This window comes from Gynurincola endophyticus (genome assembly GCF_003991195.1).
Classification (GTDB): domain Bacteria; phylum Bacteroidota; class Bacteroidia; order Chitinophagales; family Chitinophagaceae; genus Gynurincola; species Gynurincola endophyticus.
Map to the genome: position 1 here is coordinate 1 of NZ_RCWL01000004.1, position 23418 is coordinate 23418.

Here is a 23418-nt window from a genome sequence, read left to right on the forward strand (position 1 = left end):
AATAAAGAAGATAATAAACTTTTATTCGATAACATTATAAGCAGTTAAGTAGTTTAGGGAGTCAAAAGCAACAAATACGACAGTGTACGATTACTTTCCGAACGACATCCGGAATACGATCGGAATACGATTAGCGTATTGATGATGATTTAAAAAGTCGTATAAGATCTGCACACGGGTTTGTTTTAAGAAAGATGACCTGACAGGAATTTTCTTTGAAATACCTAATAAGCCGCTGGCAATCGGTTTGTCATCGCTATGTGATTCCGGTGCAATGGCACTCGGCATACGATGATTTAATTCGTAGCCACCGTATATCCAGAAAGTTCCTTTCAGTTTATACTCTAAGAACGAACGAACATTGTATCCCTGGTAAGAAATTTTGATATTGCGGAAGTCTTCCCCCCAACCTACTTTTGCACTCGCACCTATACCAACAATTGACTGGTCATTGATTTTATACCCTACAGACAAACCATAGTCGCTTGTAATCGGAAACCATTCATTAGCACGGCGGTTCTGAATATCAAATCCGAGTGTTATACGGTCAAAAAGGGATTTATTTTTCTGATTATTCGGTTTAAAAGAAGGAAAGTCAGGATCTCCGTTACCCAATCCTTCTGAAACACGATCTTGCAAACGGCTAACCTGCTGCTGCGCATCACCTAATTGTTGTTGAAATGCCTGAATAGCATTTTCACCACCTGTGGCTAACTGACTTTGGAGCAACGAGCTTAACTGATCACGGGTTTGAAGATTTCCCAGCTGACTTAAATCTACGCTACCGGGCTCAGCGCCGGCTGTAGGAAATAATTGACTGAACCAGCTGTGTTTTTGAGCAAATTGCTGATAGAGTGGTGATTTTTGAAACAACGATACCAGTTTTCGTTCGGCCTTCTTTCTATCCGTTAAATAAGAACGATATTCATTCAATTGGCTGCTATAATAATACTTAACTTTATTCAGTTGTTTAAGTTCATTATTAAATAGTCCGCTGGCGGTTTGACCACCCAGTAGTGACTTTATCGACTCAGTACGCGAGCCAATAAATTCTTCGAAGTATTGATTTCTTTGTAGTTGGTTTTCTAATCCCTGTAAACTACCCATGTTTTTATTCAGTAGTTCCTTATTACCGGGGAGATAATCTTTGATAAAACCTAAATTCGTGCGGAGAGAGTCTATTTCTGCATCATAATTCTGCAAACCGTTTTTCGAATTAGCCAAACGATTTTCCAGAGATCCATATTGATTTTTTAAATCTTCAGCATAAGCTTTTGCTAAAGCAGAGTCTTTGCCTTTTTGCAACTTCTTCAGTAATCGTTGTTCTGCTTTTTCTAACTTCTTTAAATATTGCTGTTGCCCTTTCTCAAGTTTTACTTCCAATGAGCGGCTTTTACGATCAATAGCAGACAGATACCGGCTTACCATACCTGTTTCTACAGTTTCCTGACCATAGGTCAATAAACCTGATAATACTGTCATTATTAAAAACAATGTTCGTAGAGTTGGAGACATGCAGTTATGTATGGTTTAAGAGATAGGTTAATTTCACAAAACAATTAAAAATAAACTATTAAGTTTCATTATTTAAATTATTATTCTCCAAATAAGTATTTTCTATTACTAAAAATAAGCAGGTTTGTGGATTGAAAATAGCATTAGCTTTTACATATATTTTTTTATAATAAAAGCCCCACTTAATGTGGGGCTTTTTTATGCATTTACTTCAGCCAGCTTATTTACTTTATTAATCTTTATACTTTTAATACCACCGGGAAGGTTCCATTGAATGGTCATACCCTTTTTGAATCCAATGAGTGCCACACCCAACGGAGAAAAAATAGAAAGTTTTTTGTCTTTCAGGTTTGCCTGATGCGGTAAAGTCAGCGTGAAATTCATTTTCTTCTTTGCCTTCACTTCTTCAATTTCAAAAGATGAATTTATTTGAATAATATCCTCACTGATCTGATCATCTTCGATCACTTCTGCTCTTTCAAGCTCTTCCATTAAAAGCCCCACCTCTTTTGTTTTCATTTGTGGCGGGCAGGTCATTACATAATTTTTAAGTGTAAAATAGTCTGATTTACTAATGATTGGAGTCATAGTAATATAATTTTAGAATGATTATAAAATAGGAAAATAACTCCCCCCGCTAGCAAATGGATAAACGGAGGGCCTGGCGAATAAAGTCTTTACTCGCAGTTGGTAAACTATTACTGGTCGTAATAGCGAAAGGGGAAATATGTTTATTACCGTTAGGCATTACTTAAATTTACAAAAAAGAACTGAATTAAAAAAATCTTTCTATTTCGTTCATAATGAGCTGATTTTGATACAAAAATAAAGGGAGCCTGATCAGACTCCCTTTATTTTAAACCGCTTGGTTTGATTCGCTCCAACTTCCGATATTGGTATATCCCCAATGATCGGGACTGGCATATCTGAAATCATTCTTATAACGATCGGGAATTTCGTTGATGAATGAGCCTGTCGGATAAGTCGGAAAAATCTCCTGATAGGTCAGCATATGTTGAAAAGAGATTCTTCTATATATATGTGAACGTGTAATATTTTCCTTTTTATCCAAACCTGAAGCACCTAATAATTCTACTACACTTTCCACTGTTTTGCGGTGGAAGTTTGCCACACGTGTTTTCTTATCTTCAACGACTAAACCAACTGTCAGCTTGGGATCTTGTGTAGCTACTCCTACCGGGCATTTATTTGTATTACATAATAAAGCCTGAATACAACCTACGGCCATCATCATAGCGCGTGCTGAATAGCAGGCATCCGCTCCTAGAGCCATCGCTCTGATAATATGAAAACCGCTGGTTATTTTACCTGAGGCTATCAGTTTAATATTCTTACGGATGTTTAACCCGTTTAAGATATTGTGTACAAAATCCAGTCCGTCTAATAACGGAGCTCCTACATAATTTGAAAACTCCTGCGGAGCTGCACCGGTACCGCCTTCAGCACCATCTACCGTAATAAAATCAGGATAGATATTCAAATCCATCATTGCTTTACAGATAGCTATAAATTCGCTTTTATAACCAATACAAAGTTTGAATCCTACAGGTTTACCTCCTGATAATTCTCTGAGTTTCTGCACAAAAAGAATCATTTCTCTTGGAGTGCTGAATGCTTTATGGTATGGAGGGGAAGCCACCAAAGTATGCGGTTCTACATGTCTGATAGCAGCAATTTCCGGTGTATTTTTGGAAGCAGGTAAAATACCTCCGTGTCCTGGTTTCGCTCCTTGCGACATTTTTATCTCAACCATTTTCACCTGGTCTAATTGTGCTTTTTCACTGAACAACTGAGGATCGAAATTACCATCTGCATCCCGGCAACCGAAATAACCCGTACCGATCTGCCAGATAATATCGCCACCGTGTTTAAGGTGATAAGGACTTAATCCTCCCTCACCGGTATTGTGTGCAAAGCCACCGATTTTAGCACCGGCATTCATTGCTTCTACGGCATTCTGACTCAATGAACCGTAACTCATTGCTGAAATATTGTAAATACTCAGCGAATAAGGTTTTTTACAATCTTTATTGCCCACCATTACGCGGGGGTTATGGTCTAAGCTTTTAAAATCTTTTGGTGCCATTGAGTGACATAACCACTCATACCCCTCTGAATATACATCCAGTTGGGTACCGAACGGCATAGTGTCGTTCTCCATCTTAGCACGTTGATAAACAGTAGAACGGTCGATACGGTTGATCGGTCGACCATCGATATCCGATTCAATAAAATACTGATAAATTTTAGGACGAAGTTCTTCCATTAAAAAGCGTAACCGTCCGAATACCGGATAAATACGCATGATAGAGTGCTTCGTTTGCGCCATATCATAAAACCCTAATATAGTCAGGGCTAATAATATAGCGAATATTACATACCAGTTGGGATTTAAGAAAAATGCCAACGCAAAAGTTACGACAAGCGAAAAAACAGCTACTAAAACAAAAATTCGACGCATGACTGGTTCAATTTATTTCAGCTAAAATCTCAGATTCATTCAAATTATATATACTCTTGTAAATATCATTCCATTCACTTTCATGAATGCCAATATCAATATTATGTAAATGTAAACTCCCCTCAGATGTGTTGATCAGTTGCTCGGGGAAATAGTGGGAAAGACAGTCTGAATCAAACCAATCCTGTAACAGTTGATTTGAACACTCTTAGAAGAGCCAATAGATGATATAAAACAAGGACTACTCATTGAAAATCTTCGACACGCAAAAGTAAAGGATTTTGTCTTATAAACGAATTTTTACGCTTATTATGCGTTCAATAGCAATTCATTAGATATCTTTTATTTAATAAAACACATCTTTTTAAAGATATTCTATAATGTAAGGCGATGAACCTTTCGTTTTTGTTAATTAAACAGCGTTTTTTTGTACTATTTAACCAAATGTGAAAAAACTTATAATTTTCCTGATAGTTATTTTGAAGGATAGGCTTCGCGTAAAATTTGCAGACAATTTGCTATTAATTCATTGGCATCTTTACCACCACAATTCGCCATCATAATGAATGCTATACCATTTTTATGATTCAGTTCGGCAGTTACGTAAAAAGCGCCGTCAGAACCGTTATGATAACTCACTCCGTTTTTAACCGCCCAACCGCCGGCATAAGTTAAAGTTGTGTCGTGTAATTTTTTCATCAATAAATTATCCGGTTGTTGCAACCCTTTCAGGTGTAGTTGTATCCATTTTATATAATCGGGTAATCCTGTATTCACATCACCAGCCCGTTCCACAAAACTTAAACGGTAATTGACTGTTGGAGACAAGGCCGTTATCTTATTATTTACTAATGCCCAATGGCCCCAGGGTTGTTCAACATGAATCCGGTTTGGCCAACCAAATTGAATCTGTATGCCTTCTTTCTTCAACTCTTCTGTAAGCAGGTTTTCCCAGGTATTACCTGTCACCGCTTCAAGCATGAGGGCAGCTATTGAATAAGATGCATTCGAATAATGAAAAACGCCTGCTGCATTTACAGGAGGTTGTTGTAACACATATTGAGCGAATAGTTTTCTCTTCTCTGCAATGGTACCCGTTGCAGGCTTAGGAAACTTCGTAAACTCTGTTCCGGCTGTAAAAGCAGGTACTCCGGCAGTAAGCGTCAGTAATTGCCATAATGTAACAGACTGATAAGCCTGGTGAATCGTATCCTGCCAGTGCGGTAGCACTTCCACCAAACGTGTATCCCACGCTAATACTCCTTTTTCTACCAGTTTTCCGGCAAGATAAGCTGTCATCGCTTTTGTATTGGAGCCTATCAGAAACCAATCATTTATTTGAATTACCTGTTCCGGTGTTTGTTTGTCTGCTCTTCTGAAACCCAGACTATGCATTTCAATAATAGTATCTGCTTTTACTACAGCATACACCATACCCGGCACACGACTACTGTTGAACTGCTGCTGAATCAAATGCTTTACCTGTGCATCTGATGACAGGAAAAAGTTTACAGACAATAAGAGGAATAGAATGATTCGCATAAATAGATAAGTGCTATACATTAAAATATATGTTCTCCTGATATCCCTAATGGGCTATTAAAAGCGTAAAAGTTTCATTAATGGCTGCGAAGCCCTGAGTATAAAGTTTCGGGTAGTTACCAGCCATTTTGATTCAGACTGAGCAATACGACCAATTATCCGGCTTAAAGTTACGATTTTACCGACCGGGCGTTTTCTTATTTTCTGAAAGGTCTCCGGTTTTTCATTTTTCCGGAAGATTTCAGCCAATGTATAGGCATCGATAATGGCCTGACAAGCTCCCTGCCCCATATTTGGTGTCATTGCATGTGCAGCATCACCGATCAGTACTACCCGGTGGTTAAACCAGTTTCTCAAAGGTTTTAATTCCTGTATCGGATGCAACACAATTTTATCAGCAGGAGTTGATAAAATCAGATTCTTTACACGGGGGTGATATTCCGTAAATTGTTCAACAATGTATTGGGCATTCCATTCAGCCGGTAAATGATGGCTATTTACTAATGCATACCAATAGATAGTGTGTTGATCGATGGGTGAAAACCCAAAACGTTTCCCCCGGCCCCAAAGTTCTGTAGAAACTGCGGGTACAACTTCATTGGTATGTATCAGTCCGCGCCAGCAAATCTGATTTGCCTGAATAAGAGTCGAGTCAGGGAACAGCTGTTTGCGGATATTACTATGAATTCCGTCTGCACCTACCAGCCAATCTACCTTTTGTGACGGTTGATTGTGAAAATGCAGTAACACTTGATCTTCTATTAATTCGAAAGAGTTGAAATGATGGTGAAGAAATACTTTTCCGGGAGGAATTTTAGAGAAAAGCAGCTCATGCAGTGCAGCTCTGCCAATAGACAATCCTAACGTTTCTTTGCTCTTAAAAACCGTTGGTGCAAACTTTTGTAATGTATTCAGCTGTTCATCTGCAATAACAAAATGATCCATTGACATGCCGGCAGCACTTACTTCATTGAAAAGCCCCATTTCTCTGAATATCTGCATTGCATTCGGAGCCAAAGCAATACCGGCACCTACTGCTTCAATGTTGGCTGTCTTTTCAAATAACATTACATCAATACCTTTTTGCAAAAGGGCAATAGCTGTTGTTAATCCGCCAATACCGGCACCTATAATTCCTACTACCATATAATTCAAACAGGTTAGTACACCGTAAAGTTACTGTCAATCTTTGAATACATACTTTTTTTCTGAAACCTGCGTTAATAATGAAATTACTAACCCATTCTAATTAAAAGACCGCTTCAGTTAATGAAGCGGTCTTTTTTATGATCGTTGAAAATCATTCTGAATTTAAATATCCGGATAAGCGCTCTGTTATGAATGATTCAAAACTTCCTCTGCATACTCTTCGGTAATCAGATTTATAACAGCCGGTTGTTTTTGCTTTTTAGGTTTCGTTAATAAAAATACTGTCAACATAATACAGATCGCTCCTACCCAATCAATCAGTAACATTTGTACGCCTAACCAGAACACGGCAATGAGTGCAGCACTTAGCGGTTCAAAACAAGAGATCAGGCTTGACTTCTGTGCACCGATTTTTTTAACGGCTGATAAGAAAAGACTGAAAGGAATTACGGTTCCTAAAACCAATATAAACAAAATTGATCCGATTGCACCGGCATCCATTGTTCCTTCTACCTGCCAGATCGGCTTGATGATACAGGCGAGTATACTTCCGATCAGCATTGACCAGCCTACCACTACGATCGGACTATATTTTTTCATAATGGCGATCGGTTGAACAGTATATACTGCCAGAGCAATCGCACTTAAAATACCATAAGTTAGTGCTACGGGAGAAATAATCAGGTTGCTGATATTTCCGTGTGTAACCAATAAAAAGGTTCCCAGTAAAGCCAGTACTATAGCCAGAAATTCTCTTGCGGTAGGCAATTTCTTCTGAACAAATGAATAATAAACGGCTATTAATACCGGGCCGATATATTGAATAATAGTAGCAGTAGCGGCATTGGAATGTTGTATCGCCATAAAAAAGAAATACTGAACAGAAAACATTCCTGTTATGCTGAAAATCAGTAAACGGTTGCGGATCGGAACATCCTTCCAGATATTCCAGACACCTTTATCTTTGGTTAGTGCAGCAACAATTACCAGGGTCAGACCTGCACTAAACATTCTGACAGTAATTAACCATGCCGGATCGACTTGTTTTTCTTCGTTCAGGAACTGAACAAAAGTTCCGGATACTCCCCATAAACTGGCTGCGATGATGGCGTACAGAGCGCCTTTAATATTTGGGTTCACAAAATAGTTTTATGCTTCTTCGATTGCAAAATTCGTCTTTATACGGCAACTGCAAATTTTTCTTTTAACTATTTGCAGATAATGAGTAAAAATACCTTTTGCGCTAAAAACGGTGTTAAACGGATGTACACTAACAGTAAGCGAGTGATCAGAAAAGTAGATATAAGCAGTTGCGTTACTTAATCTACTTTTCATTATACCTGACCTGTTATGAATGCATGTTAAAAAACGAATAATTCATCCCGATTACCCGCTATTGATTATAACTAATTGAAAGTCTGCAATTAGGATTCCGGGACGTATATCATTTTAACATCTCCTCTGGCATATAATCCCTTTTCAAAAGAAATGTGCTGAAATCCTAACTGCTCGTAAATATGAATAGCATTTTTTAGAATGCTCGAAGTATACAGGATGATATTTTTGCAGGGCATTTGCTTTGCATGTTCGATAGCCGCCGCACAAAGTATTTTACCATAGCCCTTTCCCCTGAAAGCAGGGTCTACCGCCATTTTGGTAATCTCGCAGGTTTCTTCGTCCAGCACTTTGATCCCTACGGTACCGACGACCTCTCCGTTTAACAAAGCAAATAAAATCTTACCGCCATGATTCAGAATAGCTTCTTCAGGATTACTCAGTACATAATCGTCTAAATCCTCTACAGTAAAGTACGCTTCGAGCCACTGAATATTCAGCGCCTTAAAGTATGATTTATAAGCTGGAGAATATTCAATTATTGTCAAATCGTTCACAACTTTACTTATTTGCATGACCGGTGATTTATTTACAAATTTATTCTTATTTTCACTACTGAAACAGTTACAGTTTTTAACAAACAAATGAGTACAGTTTGAAACGGGAAACTAAATACGAAGTCATCGGTAAACAATTCGAAGAGCAGATTCTTACCGGTGTTTTGCAGGTGGGCCAGAAACTACCTTCAGTACGTAAGCTCACTGCAGAGTTTGACATCAGTGTAAATACTGCCAGTAATATTTTCTGGTGGTTAGAGAAGAAGGGGCTCATTTATTCAAAACCTCAATCAGGTTATTTTGTATCGAATATCCCCGCCTTTAAGCAGGAATTACCTGCCATAACAGACCCGTTGCTGAAACCCTCTAACCTTTCGGCTGATGAGCTAACGGCTAAAGTAATGCATACCATCAACGCTAAAAATATAGTCAGGTTGTCAATCGGCCTCCCCGACGAAAGTTACCTGCCGATTGCAGCTTTAAAAAAAGGGTTGAATAAACACCTGACCAGTTTAGACTATAACTCATTACAAGGTGCCGAACTGTTACGTAAAGCTATAGCACAGTATACTTATACCTGGGGTGGAAAAGTGAAGCCTAACCATATTATCAGTGCACACGGCGCAATCGGAGCATTGGCACTGGCTTTAAAAACCGTTACCAAACCCGGTGATATCATCGCATTGGAAAGCCCCTGCTATTTTGGTTTACTACAGCTGGCGCAAAGCTTCGGGTTAAAAGTAATTGAACTGCCTTCGCACCCTACACAAGGAGTAGAATTGAAAAGCCTGGAGAAGATCATGCCTAAAATTGCAACGGCTATTTTTATTGCCAACTTTAATAACCCGATGGGCTCACTCATTCCTGATGAAAACAAACAAAAGATTGTAGAGCTGTTTCATGAACACGGCAAACCTGTTATTGAAGACGACTTGTACGGTGATTTATATTTCAGCGGTTCAAGGCCCAGGCCGCTGAAATATTTCGATAAAAATGCGACCGTTATCTGGTGTGGTGGTTTTTCAAAAACACTTGCACCTGGCTTTCGGGTTGGTTGGATTGTGAATGAACAATACTTTGAACAAATTTTAAAAATCAAGTACTCTGATCAGATTGCTACTGTCGGATTAGGCGAAAACGCTATCGGAGAATTTATCCTTTCGGGTAAATATGAAAAACACCTGAAGCAATTAAGAATGCATTTTCAGAATAATTATCATCAATTGGTTGAAGCCATCTATAAACATTTTCCGGAAGGTACCAAACTCAGCCAACCGCAAGGCGGCATTTCGCTTTGGGTATCACTTCCTGAACACATCAATACAGGTCACCTGTTTGAAAAAGCCCTTAAACAAAAAATTGCCTTTACACCGGGTCGTATTTTCAGTTTACAACATCAATATGAAAATTGTATGCGTTTCAATCTGGGACTTGAATTCGACAGCACCGTAGAAAAAGCCATACGAACCATTGGAAATCTGATTTAACAAAGCTGATTTTTAAGTAGTTTTGTACTTCAATGTGTAGTAATGGAATTGTCAGCAGAACAAAAAAAGATTATAGAAACGAATGAAAGTATTAAAATCAATGCCGTTGCCGGATCGGGCAAAACAACTACTTTAATTGCCTATGCTGCGTCCAGGCCTTCCAATGCACGTATACTGTACATCGCATATAATAAATCTGTACGATTAGAAGCAAAAAGGAAATTTGAAGCTGCCGGCTTACACCATGTAGTAATTGAAACCGCGCATTCACTGGCTTATAAAAATATTGTTTTTCAACACCGTTATGAAATCAAAGCCAGCGGTTATAAAGTTTCTGAAATAGCACAATTATTATCGCTGAAAAATACGGGCGACAAACACTCTGCTTATATCATTGCTAACCACATTCTGAAATTCGTACAACTGTTTTGCAATAGCCAGGTTTTTAAAGTACAGGAATTGGATTATCTGAGTACCCTCGAAGAAGAAAGCTCTATCCAGTTCGTACAAACTCATTTTCCGTATATTCTTCAACAAACCAGACTGTTTCTGGCCCGGATGGATAGAAATGAAATTCCGGTTACACACGATTTCTACCTGAAAAAATTTCAATTATCACGTCCGGTTTTAAACTTCGATTATATATTATTCGATGAGGCACAGGATGCTTCAGCCTGTATGCTAGACATATTGAAATATCAGTTTGCAAAAATTGTTATGGTGGGCGATACCCATCAACAGATTTATAGCTGGCGAAATGCAGTCAATTCACTCCAGAAAGTAAACTACCCTACGTTTCATTTGTCAAACAGTTTTCGCTTCAACGAAGCACTGGCACAGCTGGCATTTAAAGTATTAAACCGGAAAAAACATTTTGACGAAACACATTTCTGTAAAATATCCGGAAAAGGAAAACATAAGGTTATTAAAACAAGAGCTGTCATTGCCCGAACCAATCTCGGGTTGCTTACCATGGCAATTGAAGTAATGAAGAAAAACCCTTTGTTGAAAAAAATTCACTTTGAAGGACAACTTAACAGCTACACTTATGCTGAAGACGGTGCCTCTTTATACGATGTGCTCAATTTGCAAAACGGCAAAAAAGAACATATCAGAGATATAGTGATTAAAGAAATGAACAGCATCGATGACCTGGAGAAATATATTGAAGATACAGAAGACGTACAACTCGGCATAATGGTAGAAATTGTGAAAGAATACGGAAATGATATCTTCACTTTATTGAAAGACCTTAAAGAATTACATACCGATGATAAAACCGGTGCTGAATGGATTTTTAGTACTGTGCATAAGTCGAAGGGGATGGAATACGATCATGTGATTCTAACCAATGATTTTCTTACAGAAAAAGCCATCAAAGACATGGTGGAAGAAAGTGACCGGCCAATTAATCTCGAAGTAAAGCTCGGAGAAGAAATCAATCTTTTGTATGTTGCTATTACCAGAGCCAAAGTATTACTGGAGGTTCCGGAAAATCTTACACCGGTTGAGTTTGAAGCAAACGCTTCTATCAAAATAATTCAAACAAAATCCAAAAACAGCAGTACATCCTCTGCACCTGCACAAAAAATAAAAAAAGTATTCAGTCAGCCGAAACACAATTCATCACAACAGAAATGGACAACCGAGTTAGATGCAGAATTGAGAAAGAGATATTTCAAGGGAGATTCTATTGCCGATCTGTCACATTTGTTCGGCAGAACAAAAGCGTCGATATGGTTACGCATCAAGAAACTCGGAATAGACCTGGAATAATACTGCTACCCTTGCGAGTGATGCCAACTCATCGTTACGGATAAGATAATAATACAAATTGATAAAATAATACTGAGATATTTTTATATCGTACTAATCGCCTAACTTAAAAGAATAATCTATAAAAGCAGTATAGCTCTGCCCTTCTGTTTATAGTTAGTTTTAGTTATATTAGATCACCTTAAATCTGATTATATATGCGATTGTTTTGCTCTTTTGTATTATTCATTTTTACTATTACTTTACTGGCATGCAAAAAAGATGAAGAAACACAGGTAGTTTCCGTTTCCTCCAACACAATTAACTTTGATGCTACCGGAGGAATGCAGGTTTTTGATATACAAACCAATGCTTCTTCATGGAATATCACTATTGAACCTGGTGGTGAATGGATTGAATTAAGTGCTTTGCAAGGATCCGGTAATAACTCGAATGTACAGGTAACCGCCTCCGAAAATCCACTCCAAACAACCAGAACAGCTATTCTGAATATAAAAGCCGGCGATGCACTTCCGGTAAGAGTAACAATACAACAACAATCTTCTATCTACCCAAACTATAATACGAATCCGATTGCAGCAGACATGACGGATATGAATAAAGACGCCACCGTGCTGGCGGCTGAAATGACCTTAGGCTGGAATCTGGGCAATACACTGGAAGCCACCGGCGGAGAAACGGCCTGGGGCAATCCTGCTGCAACGATCGAACTGATTCAACGCGTTAAACAAAGCGGATTTAATGTGATCCGTTTACCCGCAGCATGGAATCAGTATGCAGATCAAACGACTGCCAAAATTAACATTACCTGGCTGAATCGCGTTAAACAAGTAGTTCAGTATTGTATAGACAATGATCTCTATGTAATGTTGAATATACATTGGGACGGTGGCTGGCTTGAAAACAATTGTACGCCGGATAAAAAAGTAATGGTGAATGCTAAGCAAAAAGCTTTCTGGGAGCAGATTGCTACACATTTCCGTGACTTTGACCAACGGTTGTTATTTGCAGGAGCCAATGAACCAGCAGTGGAGAATGCAGAACAAATGGCCGTATTATTGTCTTATCACCAAACATTTGTGAACGCTGTTCGCTCCACGGGTGGCAGAAATGCTTACCGTACTTTAATTGTTCAGGGGCCAACTACAGATATAGAAAAAACCAATCGTCTGATGAATGCATTGCCGGAAGATAAAGTAGCCCGACGCTTAATGGTAGAAGTACATTATTATACTCCCTGGAATTTTGCAGGGCTCACCACTGACGAAACCTGGGGCAATCAATTCTACTACTGGGGCTACGGCAATCATTCTGTTACAGATCCATTACGCAACCCGACATGGGGCGAAGAGGCAACTGTAGAAGCAGATTTCAAACTCATGAAACAAAAGTTCATTGATCAGAATATTCCGGTAATCATGGGAGAATACGGCGCACTTCGAAGAACCAACTTAACAGGAGACGCATTAGCCCTCCACCTTCAATCGAGAAACTATTATCTGAATTATGTTACAAAAAAGGCTATTTCCAATAAAATGATTCCTGTGTACTGGGATAATGGTGTATTTGAAAACTCGGTTACCTTCGGTTTGATTAACCGTCAGAACAATACCGTAGCAGACCCTGACGCATTGAATGCAATGCTGACAGCCATACAACCATAATCAAAACAAACAGTTATATCTTCTTATGAATGAGGAAAATAAATACTTTTGATTTCCCTGAAACAATCCTTTAACAAATAAAAAGAAACATCTTTAACAGAAAAGTCTACCTTTGCTTTGTCGATGACAACTAACAAACACATATTACGTTTTCCTTTCTTCAATAATTATTATTTCCCGGCCACCGTTCGGGGAATCAATGTGTACTGTTAATCACTCACCGTATATCATTTATTCAATATAATGAATGCCCGAACATCACAGTTCGGGCATTTTTATTTTTACTATCATGGAACATACAAGCATTCTTAAACAAAACGTTGAAATCGTATTACCGGCTGACGGGCTGGAAAAAAAATTACAACAAGCTGCATCAGAAGGACGCAAGCTGAAAATTAAACTAGGATTTGATCCTACCGCACCGGATTTGCATCTCGGGCATGCCGTCGTATTGAAAAAACTAAAACAGTTTCAGGAGCTGGGACATGAAATCATCATCATTGTTGGTAGTTTTACCGCCAGAATCGGCGACCCTACCGGCAAAAACAAAAGCCGTAAACCGTTAAGCAGCGAGGAAGTTCAACACAATGCCAATACTTATATTAACCAGCTCTCAAAAGTGATTGATATAAATAAAACTACTATTTTGTTTAATGGCGACTGGTTAGATCAAATGAATTTTCCTGAAATTATTCAGCTACTATCAAAGGTAACCGTCGCTCAATTGATGCACCGGAATGATTTCAACAAGAGATTTACAGAAAACACGCCCATTGCCCTGCACGAACTGGTATACCCCATCCTGCAAGGCTTCGATTCTGTAAAGATTTCGTGTGATATCGAGATGGGCGGCACCGATCAGTTATTTAATTGTACTATGGGTAGGCAATTGCAGGAAAGCTTTAACCTGTCGCCTCAGATCGTGTTGTGCATGCCTTTGTTAAAAGGAACCGACGGAAAAGAAAAAATGAGCAAGTCTTTAAATAATATCATCGGGCTCACCGATTCGCCCAACGAGATGTTTGGCAAAACCATGTCAATACCAGATACATTAATCAAGGAATTTATATACCTTACTACAGATTTTTCCATACAGGATAAAGAGAAAATGAATAGATCCCTCCAACAAGGAGAAAACCCGATGACTGTTAAAAAGGAAATTGCAAAAAACATCATCCGTCAGTACCACTCTGTTGAAGCAGCAGAAGAAGCAGCTGCCTTTTTTCAGCATCAGTTTCAGAACAGGAATTTTGAGGAGAAACTATTCACCCCGGTACCACTGAATACTTTTAGTGCTACACAAAATGGTGAGCAGAACCTGTTGGATCTCTGCCATCAACTAAAACCAGCGCTGACCCGGTCGGCTGTCAGAAGGTTAATTCTGGGTGGAGGGATACAGGTCAATGATACAAAAATAGTAGATCCGCTTGTAATGATAAAAATGGTGCACGGTATAAAAGTAAAGGTTGGGAAGAGAGATTTTTTTGAATTGGTTTAATAGATCATGAAAACATTCATCAATCCGGAGAAGCTGAAAATAAAGGTTGATCAAAATATGTATCAACCTTTATTGTATTTCTGTTGAGTTCATTGTCTGTTAAAAAAACTTGAGTAACAGATACTATAACACTAATGATCGTCGTTATATATATTCCCCTCTGAATTTCAAATCCCCTTTACAAGTTCTAAAAAATCAAAACAGGGCCATTTTATACTAAAAAACGAATGATTATCGTTAAATAGACCGATAAATCCAATAATCGCTAAAACAACCGATAATCACTAAAAAATGAGTTATTACGCCTTTTTAACCGGACATATTTTGAGAATGGAAGAGATTCCGACCCAACACTGGATGCATTCATTAAAAACAGTTTTAATGCAATTCGGACATCAGGGAGCAGATTGGGAAATTTACAACAGTGACCACTTCTTATTAAAAACCCCTCCGAATCAGGCATTAGAAGCGATGCTACTGGTAAAGGCATATATCCGGCAACACAAAGGGCTCGACGTTAAGATCGGCGCCGGCATAGGAACCATTAACTATCACGGCAGTAAAATTTCTGAAGCCAACGGCTCGGCACATGAATTTGCTGTACACTGCATAGAACAGATGAAGAAAGAAAAAATGTGTATCAAAACAGCCATGCCATCGTTCAATGAACAAATGAACATCATGTTGAAGTTATTAGGTACTTATACCGATAGCTGGACGACCAGTACTGCTCCTATTGTGGTAAAAGCACTCAGTACACCCTGGGCCAATCAACAACAACTGGCCAGGTTACTGAACTTCAAATCACAAAGCACCATCAGCGAAGCACTCAAAAGAGCAGGATATGAAGAAATCAAGCTGGTACTCGACTTCTACAAAAAGAATCTAAATGCTATACAAATACTGGAACAGCAAGCGGCTTAATGCCGCTTTTTTTATGCCTATATTCAACAAATATGAATTATATTAGCAAACGTTAAATACATTATCGCCGAATAATCATCACACATATGTTATCTACCAGGTATACCATTACAGAAGATCAGTTACTGATAGCCAAACTATACAATACCAGCACAAATCCGTCTATTAAAAAGAGAAGGCTGCTTTCGTGGCTCATGATTCCGGTTTTATATGGTGTACTCGGCTATATATTCTGGGCTAACGGAAGTGAAAAAATGGTTTACTTTTTTTTCGCTTTTAGTTTTTTATGGATCCTACTCTACCCTTTCTGGGAAGGAAACCGATTTAAAAAATCCTATAAAAACGGTTTAAAAAGAAGTTCAAAAGACATACTGGATAAGGATAATGTAATTACTTTTGGCGATCAAATTACTATTGTATCCGGCGAACAAACCGAAAACTATACCTATCAGGAACTCAATCAACTGGTAGCAATTAAAAATTATGTATTATTCCTGTTTCCAAAAGAAAGAACAATAGCTGTACCACATGAAAAAATGCCAGATGAAATACTCCAGTTTTTACAAAAAGAAAAGAGTATTCCACTCACCGTTAGACCCGGCTGGAAGTGGAGATAAAACCTCTCTTGTTTTATCATAATCATTTGATATTCTTAAAAGATCAATTGTCTATCAAAATAGTCGTATATACAAACAGTTTAAAATCGTGTAAGGATAAAAGTGGTAACATATAGCTAATATTGTTAAAAAAATAGTTATTTATCATCCAATGATGTACATTGTTGTGTAATTCAGCGTTGAGATGAGGATTCGATTATATTCATTAACCTTTATTCTATTTTTTCCGTTAATTGTTTGGTCACAGGCTTTTGTAAAAGGCCATTTGAAAGACAAAAATAATACTCCTGTCGAGTATGCTACCGTGCAGCTCATACAACAACAATTAAGCTTCGAAGTTCAGTCTGACCATAATGGGTATTTTCAAATAAATGTTCCGGCTTCGGAATACCAACTTCTCATTACGCATATTGGAAAAATTCTTTTAGACACAATTATTTCTGTCAATTCCTCCATAGACATCGAGTTAACGCTTGCTATCAGTGGAGAAACGCTACAATCTGTAAATGTTGTTGCGCAAAAAAACTGGCTATTAAATGAGCCGGATAAAATTTCTGTTATTCTGGAAAACACTCCTTTTAAAAAAGGTTTTTCGGCAAAAGAAGCCATCCAGTTATTACCGGGCATATTAATACAGGATAATAGCATCTTTAAATTCGGAATCGGAGAAATAATGATTGCCGTAAACGGAAAACTCTCCAGACTGCGGGGAACAGAGTTACTGGATTTTCTGAAAAACATACCATCAGAATTGGTTGAAAAAGTTGAATATCATTACAATACAGGTGCAGTAAATGATGCTGCAGGGGCCGGTGTAATGGTAAACATTGTTTATAAAAAAGAGGTAAAAGCCGTTACCAATTCAAATGCGTACCTTGAGCATGATCAGAACAAATATGCCATTCAACGGATGGGCGCTTATTATTCATTAAAATCATCACGACTCGAAACCTATCTTTCGTTAACAGGGAGACGTGGTTATGAAGAGGTTCGGGAAAAACGAACTTTAGACAATCACCAATATTCCTGGAAAGGTGAAGATTTTACCAAACGGCAGGCAAACCCTTTCAGCTTAAATTATTATCTATACTATCAGCTAACGAAGAAAACAGCAGCAGGCGGACAATTCTTCTGGAATATTTATGATGCCCCTAATTCCACTGACGGAAATTATCATTATCAAAACCTCAGCAATGCAGATTATAACTATAAAGCCAGAGGTAACCGCGAAGGAAAACTAAAAAGCTATTCACTCTTTCTGAATCAACAGATTGGAAATAAGTTAAGAATGGAAATTGACTGGGACTATGTTTTTTCTGCTCAGGAAGATGACCGTTTAGTACAGACTTTTAAAACATCTTCGACCAATGACATCAGAAGTACAAATAAATTTACTTACAATAACTACTCTGTAAACTGGCGGTTCAATTATGATATAAAAACTTTACATCTAAGTTGGGGTGCCAAATATAATCTTAACAGAACCGGCAATGATTTATTTACTTTTAATCAGAATGCAGGCTTGAATTTAGGTCAGCTTTATTATGTAAAAGAAGAAATATCAGCTGCTTTTGCAGATGCAACGTATACAAAATCTTTTTGGAATGCACGGGCCGGACTTCGTTTAGAGCATACCGATTTCAGTACACATAATAATTTATCATCTGACCAGTACGCCTATAAATTTACCAGGTTATTTCCCAGTTTTTCTATTGGCAGACCAGTAGGTAAAAGTAGTGATGTCCGCTTCAGATATAACTACAGCTTACAGCGTCCTAAATTTTCAGATGTAACACCTTTTAGAAAATATTATGATGATAATGCCTATAGTGTAGGAAACCCTTATTTATCGCCGCAATTTAAACACTACTTTGAAATAGGTTATAATACAAAAAATAACCTGTCGTTCAATTTATATTATGCGCTTACTAAAAACGGACAGGCAATTGTATATTTTCTGGATACTCTTACAAATTTACAGGTATCCCAACCGCAAAATTTTTTCACTTTACATAATACTGGCTTATCGGTTAGTAAACTCCATCGTTTTACCTCCAGATGGAGCTTGATTCATATGGCGTACGTGTATTATAACAGTTCCAGATTTCATAATGATTACTCGAAGATAGCAGAACCTTTTAACGGATGGGCAGTATACTATAACGCACAATTACAATACAATCATAAGAATACTTATATCAATGTATCAGGGCACGTGGATCCCCCCAAAAAGGCAATTTACTTTCAGGCAAAAGGTAGTTATGCGTTGAATGTAGAACTTGACCAGCGTTTTAACAAAATTCCAATGAAGTTAAACTTACAGGTAAAAGATATCTTTAATACCCGGCCTGCCATACATCAGTTCAGTGTAAATAATACTGAGCAGTCATACTTTATCAACGAAAGTTCACGGCGGGTGGTATTACGATTAACCTACTTTTTCCGTCAAAATCATGTAAACAGAAGAAACTATCAATCAGAGTATAACAAAGAATCAGACAGATATAATTTATAGCTAATCATCAACTGGCAGATAGCGATAAGCTGCTCACCACCATTAATTAGTAATTCATCATTCTTCATTCAATAGGGTCTTGCATAATCCGTTTTTTTAAGCTATCTTTATTTTACAAACCCTTTTTGCCCAATCTATGAAATTCTTAATAGCCTATCTACTCTTTTTGGCCTATGCCACTATTCACGGATTTGTTCTGTTCCATGTTTCTAACCACGATGGGTTATCTGACCGGGCAAAAATCAGATGGACATATATCATTTTTTGTCTTCCCTTTCTGGGCATGATTTTATATGCACTACAGCTGTTCAGCCGCAGTTCTCAGCGGTTAGACCCCAGTTATCAATAATTTTTTCAAAAAATAAGCTGATAATGATGCAGATATGTAATTAATTTTTCTATATTTGCAGCCCAATCAGTACGATTCCACCCCAACCAGTTGGGGATGTACAGAGTCTGAGATTCCGTAGCTCAGTTGGTAGAGCAATACACTTTTAATGTATGGGCCCTGGGTTCGAGTCCCAGCGGGATCACAAAAACCTCAACTTTTCGTTGAGGTTTTTTGTTTTCTGGCCCGGTTTAAGTACAAACGTCAAAAAATCCTTCTAAACTTGAAATATGCAGCTTAGTTCAATAACTACAAAAGGAAAGCTTTTATCTTAGGAAGGCTAACTAAAAACTGAACTGAAACATGATAAGCTGATATACTAAGCAGTGCCTTTTTTCGGTAATTTAGCCACGGCTCACAGCATTGGTAAGGTTATGAAAAAAAGAGCATTTCGTATTCGCTTCTATTTCAGTGCTAAGTTGCTGGCGGTGTGAGATTATAAAAATAACGTAAAAATGAAATTTAAATTCTTATCCATTTTACTACTTGTTTCAGCAAATCTCTTTTCACAGGAAATCAATAAAGACAAATTAGATAATTACATCACCTACATTGAAAACCATAACGGAGGAATTGGAAGTTTATCAATTTATAAAGACGGTCGGGAAATTTATAACAGGAGTTTCGGGCAAGAAAAATTAATAGATGTAAATTATAATAAGAATACAAAATACCAGATTGCTTCAGTAACTAAAATGATTACAGCCACTTTAATTCTAAAATTAGTTGAAGAGAGTCAATTAAAATTAGATAATAAATTGTCTGATTATTACCCGGAAATCCCAAATTCAGCAAAGATAACTATCAAAAACCTATTGGAACACACCAGTGGATTAGGAAACTTTGCCATAAAAAATGGAGCTATCTGGGTCACAGAAAAAGTATCAGAAAAAGAACTTCTAGAGGAAATAAAGAAACAAGGTGTAAGCTTTGAACCCAATGAAAAAGTGCTTTATTCAAATTCGGCATACCTGTTACTGAGAATGATTATTGAAAAAAAATATAAAAAGGATTATAATAAAATAGTTGAAGAAAAAATAGCAAAACCACTTCATCTAAACAACTTTACTTCAATAAAATCAACTACAAGCAACACATTTAAGTCGTATAAATTCTTAGAAAATTGGACTGAAATTAAAGACATTGAATATACCAACGTTATAGGTGTTGGAGATATAGCAAGTACAACTGAAGATATGAACATTCTAATCAACAGCTTATTCCAATATAAGATTGTAAAAAAGGAGATTTTTGAAATAATGAAGCCTGTTATAGGAAAAGAAAATTGGGGAAGAGGATTGGCATTATTTGAATATGGAGAAAACTTGTTTCTAGGACACAGTGGTGATGTACTTGGTTCTCATTCACGACTTATTTACAATCCAAAAGATAAAATATCCATCTCCTATTGTACAAATGGCGAAAGAGTTCCAGCAAATACTTTCGTAGAAAATATAGTTAGTATTCTTTACAAGGAAGAATTTAAGTTACCAGAGATACGATGACTCAATAGTAACCATCACACAAAATAGGTTTGGCGATATATTGGCAGATCTGCTTTTATTAAAAATTTATGCAGAGTTCAAAAGTCAGAGTGTACGCTTGTAGAAGCTATCAATTAATCAATAGTTCAATTGATTTTGTTGAAGATCAATAATATCTTGAATTAATTCTTTAACAGAAGAATAATTAACTCACTAATATTGTATCCATTCCAGAGCAAATATATTTTGCCATTTATTATTCTGATAAGTAATTTCAGAAATCCATAATTACCCAATCATTAACCCTGTTCATTAACACCACAGTAATCGAACTTTTCTGTAATTTAATCAAAAGTGATTGAACAACATATAGAAGTTCATTCAGCAGGCAATCTATAAACGAATTTTGCTATCCGGTTCATTTTTCGATAACTGACTCTACTCCTTAACTTCGGTAAAATCTTTTCTGAAGAACCAGCTTTACCCATCAAACAAAAGCAGCACTGCCAATAGTTTTGATATATCAAAAAAAGAAATGGCAGCATTAAATGCTTCATCAATATATAATCCCAATCATAGTCATACATATCTTAATAGTTTAACATTAGTACTATAGACTGATAGCATAATGTAATAATATTATGAAAATATCCTAAAAAACACTTATCCTTATATTTTAGATGTGAAAATCATAATATATAATAAAATAACGTAAATGATTAATGTCAAATTAATAGCTCATATGAACAAACTCATTTATGTAAATTTCATATCAAAATATAAACATTAACAACTAAATGAATATTATGCTTATATTTATCAAACTCTTTAACAGATTATAATTAAGTTTTTAAGCATAGAAATATCCTGTTGTCAAAAACTTATAGAAATAGTTCGATAAAATTATTAGTAAATTAATATTATCGAATCTACTTACCGTATGAAATATACCGCCATTCCATCAACACAAAATTGATTAAAATCAATTTTATCTATTGTGCAGTTACACAACAAAGTATACAGCAAAATAATTAAACAAAATTTAAATAAATAAGACTTTCATTTGGATCCTATAAGGATAGGTTGTGTATCTTGGTAAGGGATTATTTTTTCTGAAGGTATTATTCAAAAAATAATCTTCAATATACCAGGTAAACTATTTTAAATTAAAATCAACAAATGATTTTTGAAATATTAAATATAAATGTTGGACAGGCAGATGCACAAATTGTTACAGTTTGTCAAGACAATATAATAAGAAGAGTGTTAATAGACTGCGGCAAAACGATTGCGCATGGAGATAAAATAGCAACCCTTATATTTTCCCAAAAAATAGATATTTTAATAATAACGCATGCAGATCTAGATCATTGGGGAGGGTTAAAGTCTACAAATTTACTGACAATATTAAAAGAACAAAAGGTCATAATCATATGTGTAAATGCGGGTGAAAAAAAATACCATGCAAATAATATTATCTGGAAGACACTGATGAAAGAATCAGCAATAGACACTTACTATGAGCGTGGTATTAAACTTACCAATAACTGTTTTTTATCTTTTCATGCTGCTAATGATGACATTAGTAACATTAAAAAACTTGTACACTGGAAACCTAAAGTTGCATTAGGAGAATTAAGAGATACAGCTAAAAACTTATCTAGTATAGCTTGTTTATTTGTTGTACATGACGATCATCATAAAGAATTATTTACCTATTACACAGCGGGTGATCTACCAAGCAAACACGAAGACCAGCTCGTTGGAGATGATGTATTCAAAATAGACGTTATGAAATTGAGTCATCATGGCTCAAGAGGATCAACAAGCTTAAAGTTCGTAAATGGAACTATCCCTGCATTAGCGTATATATCTCATGGAAATGGACATGGCCACCCGAATATTGAACCGTTATACAATCTTGTGCATAATAATAAAAATAATTATGTAAGTATTATTCAAACGAATTGTATAACTAAGGGAGCTGTTAAAGATAAAACACCATACTTTACTCCGGCTTTCAATATGAATAATGGAGATATTACGACAACATTAGAAATTGATAAAAATGTAAATAAGGTTTTAACTATTCAAAAAAATGCTGCCCAGAAACTATCTGTTTATTCAAAAGGATCTGACAGATTTGAGTCCTACAGTATTTTAGAAGCACATAAAGGTTGTTTGGATCCCATTTTATTTTCTCATTTAAAAACTATAAAATCTCCAACTTTAGATGATATTGAAAACTTAATTATCACCGAATTAACAGCTTATGTAATGGGCTGTGATCTTGCAATAGAGAATATAGAAAAACTAAATCCGGAAGAAAGCATTAAAATTGAAATAAATGCATACAGGAATCTGAGAAAAAGTTTAATGACTAAGAAAGTAACTTATGAAGACTATCTCAAATGTGGAGATTTATTAGAGCATTTCGAAGAATACATAGAAAGCAAGGAAGATAGTATTATAAAAACTTATTAAA

The 23418-nt window shown here is 36.6% G+C and carries 17 protein-coding genes and 1 tRNA gene; 11 read left to right on the plus strand and 7 right to left on the minus strand.

Translation table 11 applies throughout. From position 1 onward, the window contains the following. Positions 1-90: 90 nt before the first annotated feature. The 7 genes from D9O48_RS08995 to D9O48_RS09025 form a co-directional block, all read right to left on the minus strand. The gene (locus D9O48_RS08995; RefSeq protein WP_126972635.1) at positions 91-1482 is read right to left on the minus strand and encodes a hypothetical protein; all 1392 of its coding nucleotides are present in this window, start codon (positions 1480-1482) and stop codon (positions 91-93) included. A gap of 231 nt (positions 1483-1713) precedes the next feature. Continuing rightward, positions 1714-2103 (minus strand): GreA/GreB family elongation factor, encoded by a 390-nt coding sequence (locus D9O48_RS09000; RefSeq protein ID WP_126972636.1) that lies wholly within the window; start codon positions 2101-2103, stop codon positions 1714-1716. A gap of 268 nt (positions 2104-2371) precedes the next feature. Beyond that, positions 2372-3997: an FMN-binding glutamate synthase family protein gene (locus tag D9O48_RS09005; protein WP_126972637.1), complete on the minus strand. Its 1626-nt coding sequence runs from the start codon at positions 3995-3997 to the stop codon at positions 2372-2374. 474 nt (positions 3998-4471) lie between these two features. Next, positions 4472-5539, minus strand: coding sequence for a serine hydrolase domain-containing protein (locus D9O48_RS09010; protein ID WP_158624855.1), 1068 nt, complete (start codon positions 5537-5539; stop codon positions 4472-4474). 57 nt (positions 5540-5596) lie between these two features. Continuing rightward, positions 5597-6685 (minus strand): FAD-dependent monooxygenase, encoded by a 1089-nt coding sequence (locus D9O48_RS09015; protein ID WP_126972639.1) that lies wholly within the window; start codon positions 6683-6685, stop codon positions 5597-5599. 189 nt (positions 6686-6874) lie between these two features. Further along, on the minus strand, positions 6875-7828 hold the full coding sequence (locus D9O48_RS09020; protein WP_126972640.1) for a DMT family transporter: 954 nt from the start codon (positions 7826-7828) through the stop codon (positions 6875-6877). A gap of 284 nt (positions 7829-8112) precedes the next feature. After that, a complete protein-coding gene (locus D9O48_RS09025) occupies positions 8113-8598 on the minus strand; it encodes a GNAT family N-acetyltransferase (RefSeq protein WP_126972641.1) in 486 nt (161 codons plus the stop codon). A gap of 80 nt (positions 8599-8678) precedes the next feature. Between D9O48_RS09025 and D9O48_RS09030 the strand changes: the two genes are divergently transcribed. The 11 genes from D9O48_RS09030 (at position 8679) to D9O48_RS09080 (ending at position 23417) form a co-directional block, all read left to right on the plus strand. Then, a complete protein-coding gene (locus tag D9O48_RS09030; protein WP_126972642.1) occupies positions 8679-10067 on the plus strand; it encodes an aminotransferase-like domain-containing protein in 1389 nt (462 codons plus the stop codon). 42 nt (positions 10068-10109) lie between these two features. Then, a complete protein-coding gene (locus D9O48_RS09035) occupies positions 10110-11843 on the plus strand; it encodes a UvrD-helicase domain-containing protein (protein ID WP_126972643.1) in 1734 nt (577 codons plus the stop codon). A 197-nt stretch (positions 11844-12040) separates the two neighbouring features. Further along, positions 12041-13507: a cellulase family glycosylhydrolase gene (locus D9O48_RS09040; RefSeq protein ID WP_199750541.1), complete on the plus strand. Its 1467-nt coding sequence runs from the start codon at positions 12041-12043 to the stop codon at positions 13505-13507. 289 nt (positions 13508-13796) lie between these two features. Further along, positions 13797-15005 (plus strand): tyrosine--tRNA ligase, encoded by a 1209-nt coding sequence (tyrS, locus tag D9O48_RS09045; protein ID WP_126972644.1) that lies wholly within the window; start codon positions 13797-13799, stop codon positions 15003-15005. A gap of 291 nt (positions 15006-15296) precedes the next feature. Then, positions 15297-15929, plus strand: a complete 633-nt coding sequence (locus D9O48_RS09050) for a transcriptional regulator (protein ID WP_126972645.1) — start codon at positions 15297-15299, stop codon at positions 15927-15929. Positions 15930-16015: 86 nt separating this feature from the next. Continuing rightward, positions 16016-16546: a hypothetical protein gene (locus D9O48_RS09055; protein WP_126972646.1), complete on the plus strand. Its 531-nt coding sequence runs from the start codon at positions 16016-16018 to the stop codon at positions 16544-16546. 184 nt (positions 16547-16730) lie between these two features. Continuing rightward, on the plus strand, positions 16731-19061 hold the full coding sequence (locus D9O48_RS09060; protein WP_126972647.1) for an outer membrane beta-barrel family protein: 2331 nt from the start codon (positions 16731-16733) through the stop codon (positions 19059-19061). Between the two features lie 136 nt (positions 19062-19197). Next, positions 19198-19410, plus strand: a complete 213-nt coding sequence (locus D9O48_RS09065; RefSeq protein WP_126972648.1) for a PLDc N-terminal domain-containing protein — start codon at positions 19198-19200, stop codon at positions 19408-19410. Between the two features lie 111 nt (positions 19411-19521). Continuing rightward, a tRNA-Lys gene (locus tag D9O48_RS09070) sits at positions 19522-19594 on the plus strand. Between the two features lie 310 nt (positions 19595-19904). Then, positions 19905-20954, plus strand: a complete 1050-nt coding sequence (locus tag D9O48_RS09075; protein WP_126972649.1) for a serine hydrolase domain-containing protein — start codon at positions 19905-19907, stop codon at positions 20952-20954. Positions 20955-22112: 1158 nt separating this feature from the next. Beyond that, a complete protein-coding gene (locus D9O48_RS09080; RefSeq protein ID WP_126972650.1) occupies positions 22113-23417 on the plus strand; it encodes a ComEC/Rec2 family competence protein in 1305 nt (434 codons plus the stop codon). Position 23418: the final 1 nt, after the last annotated feature.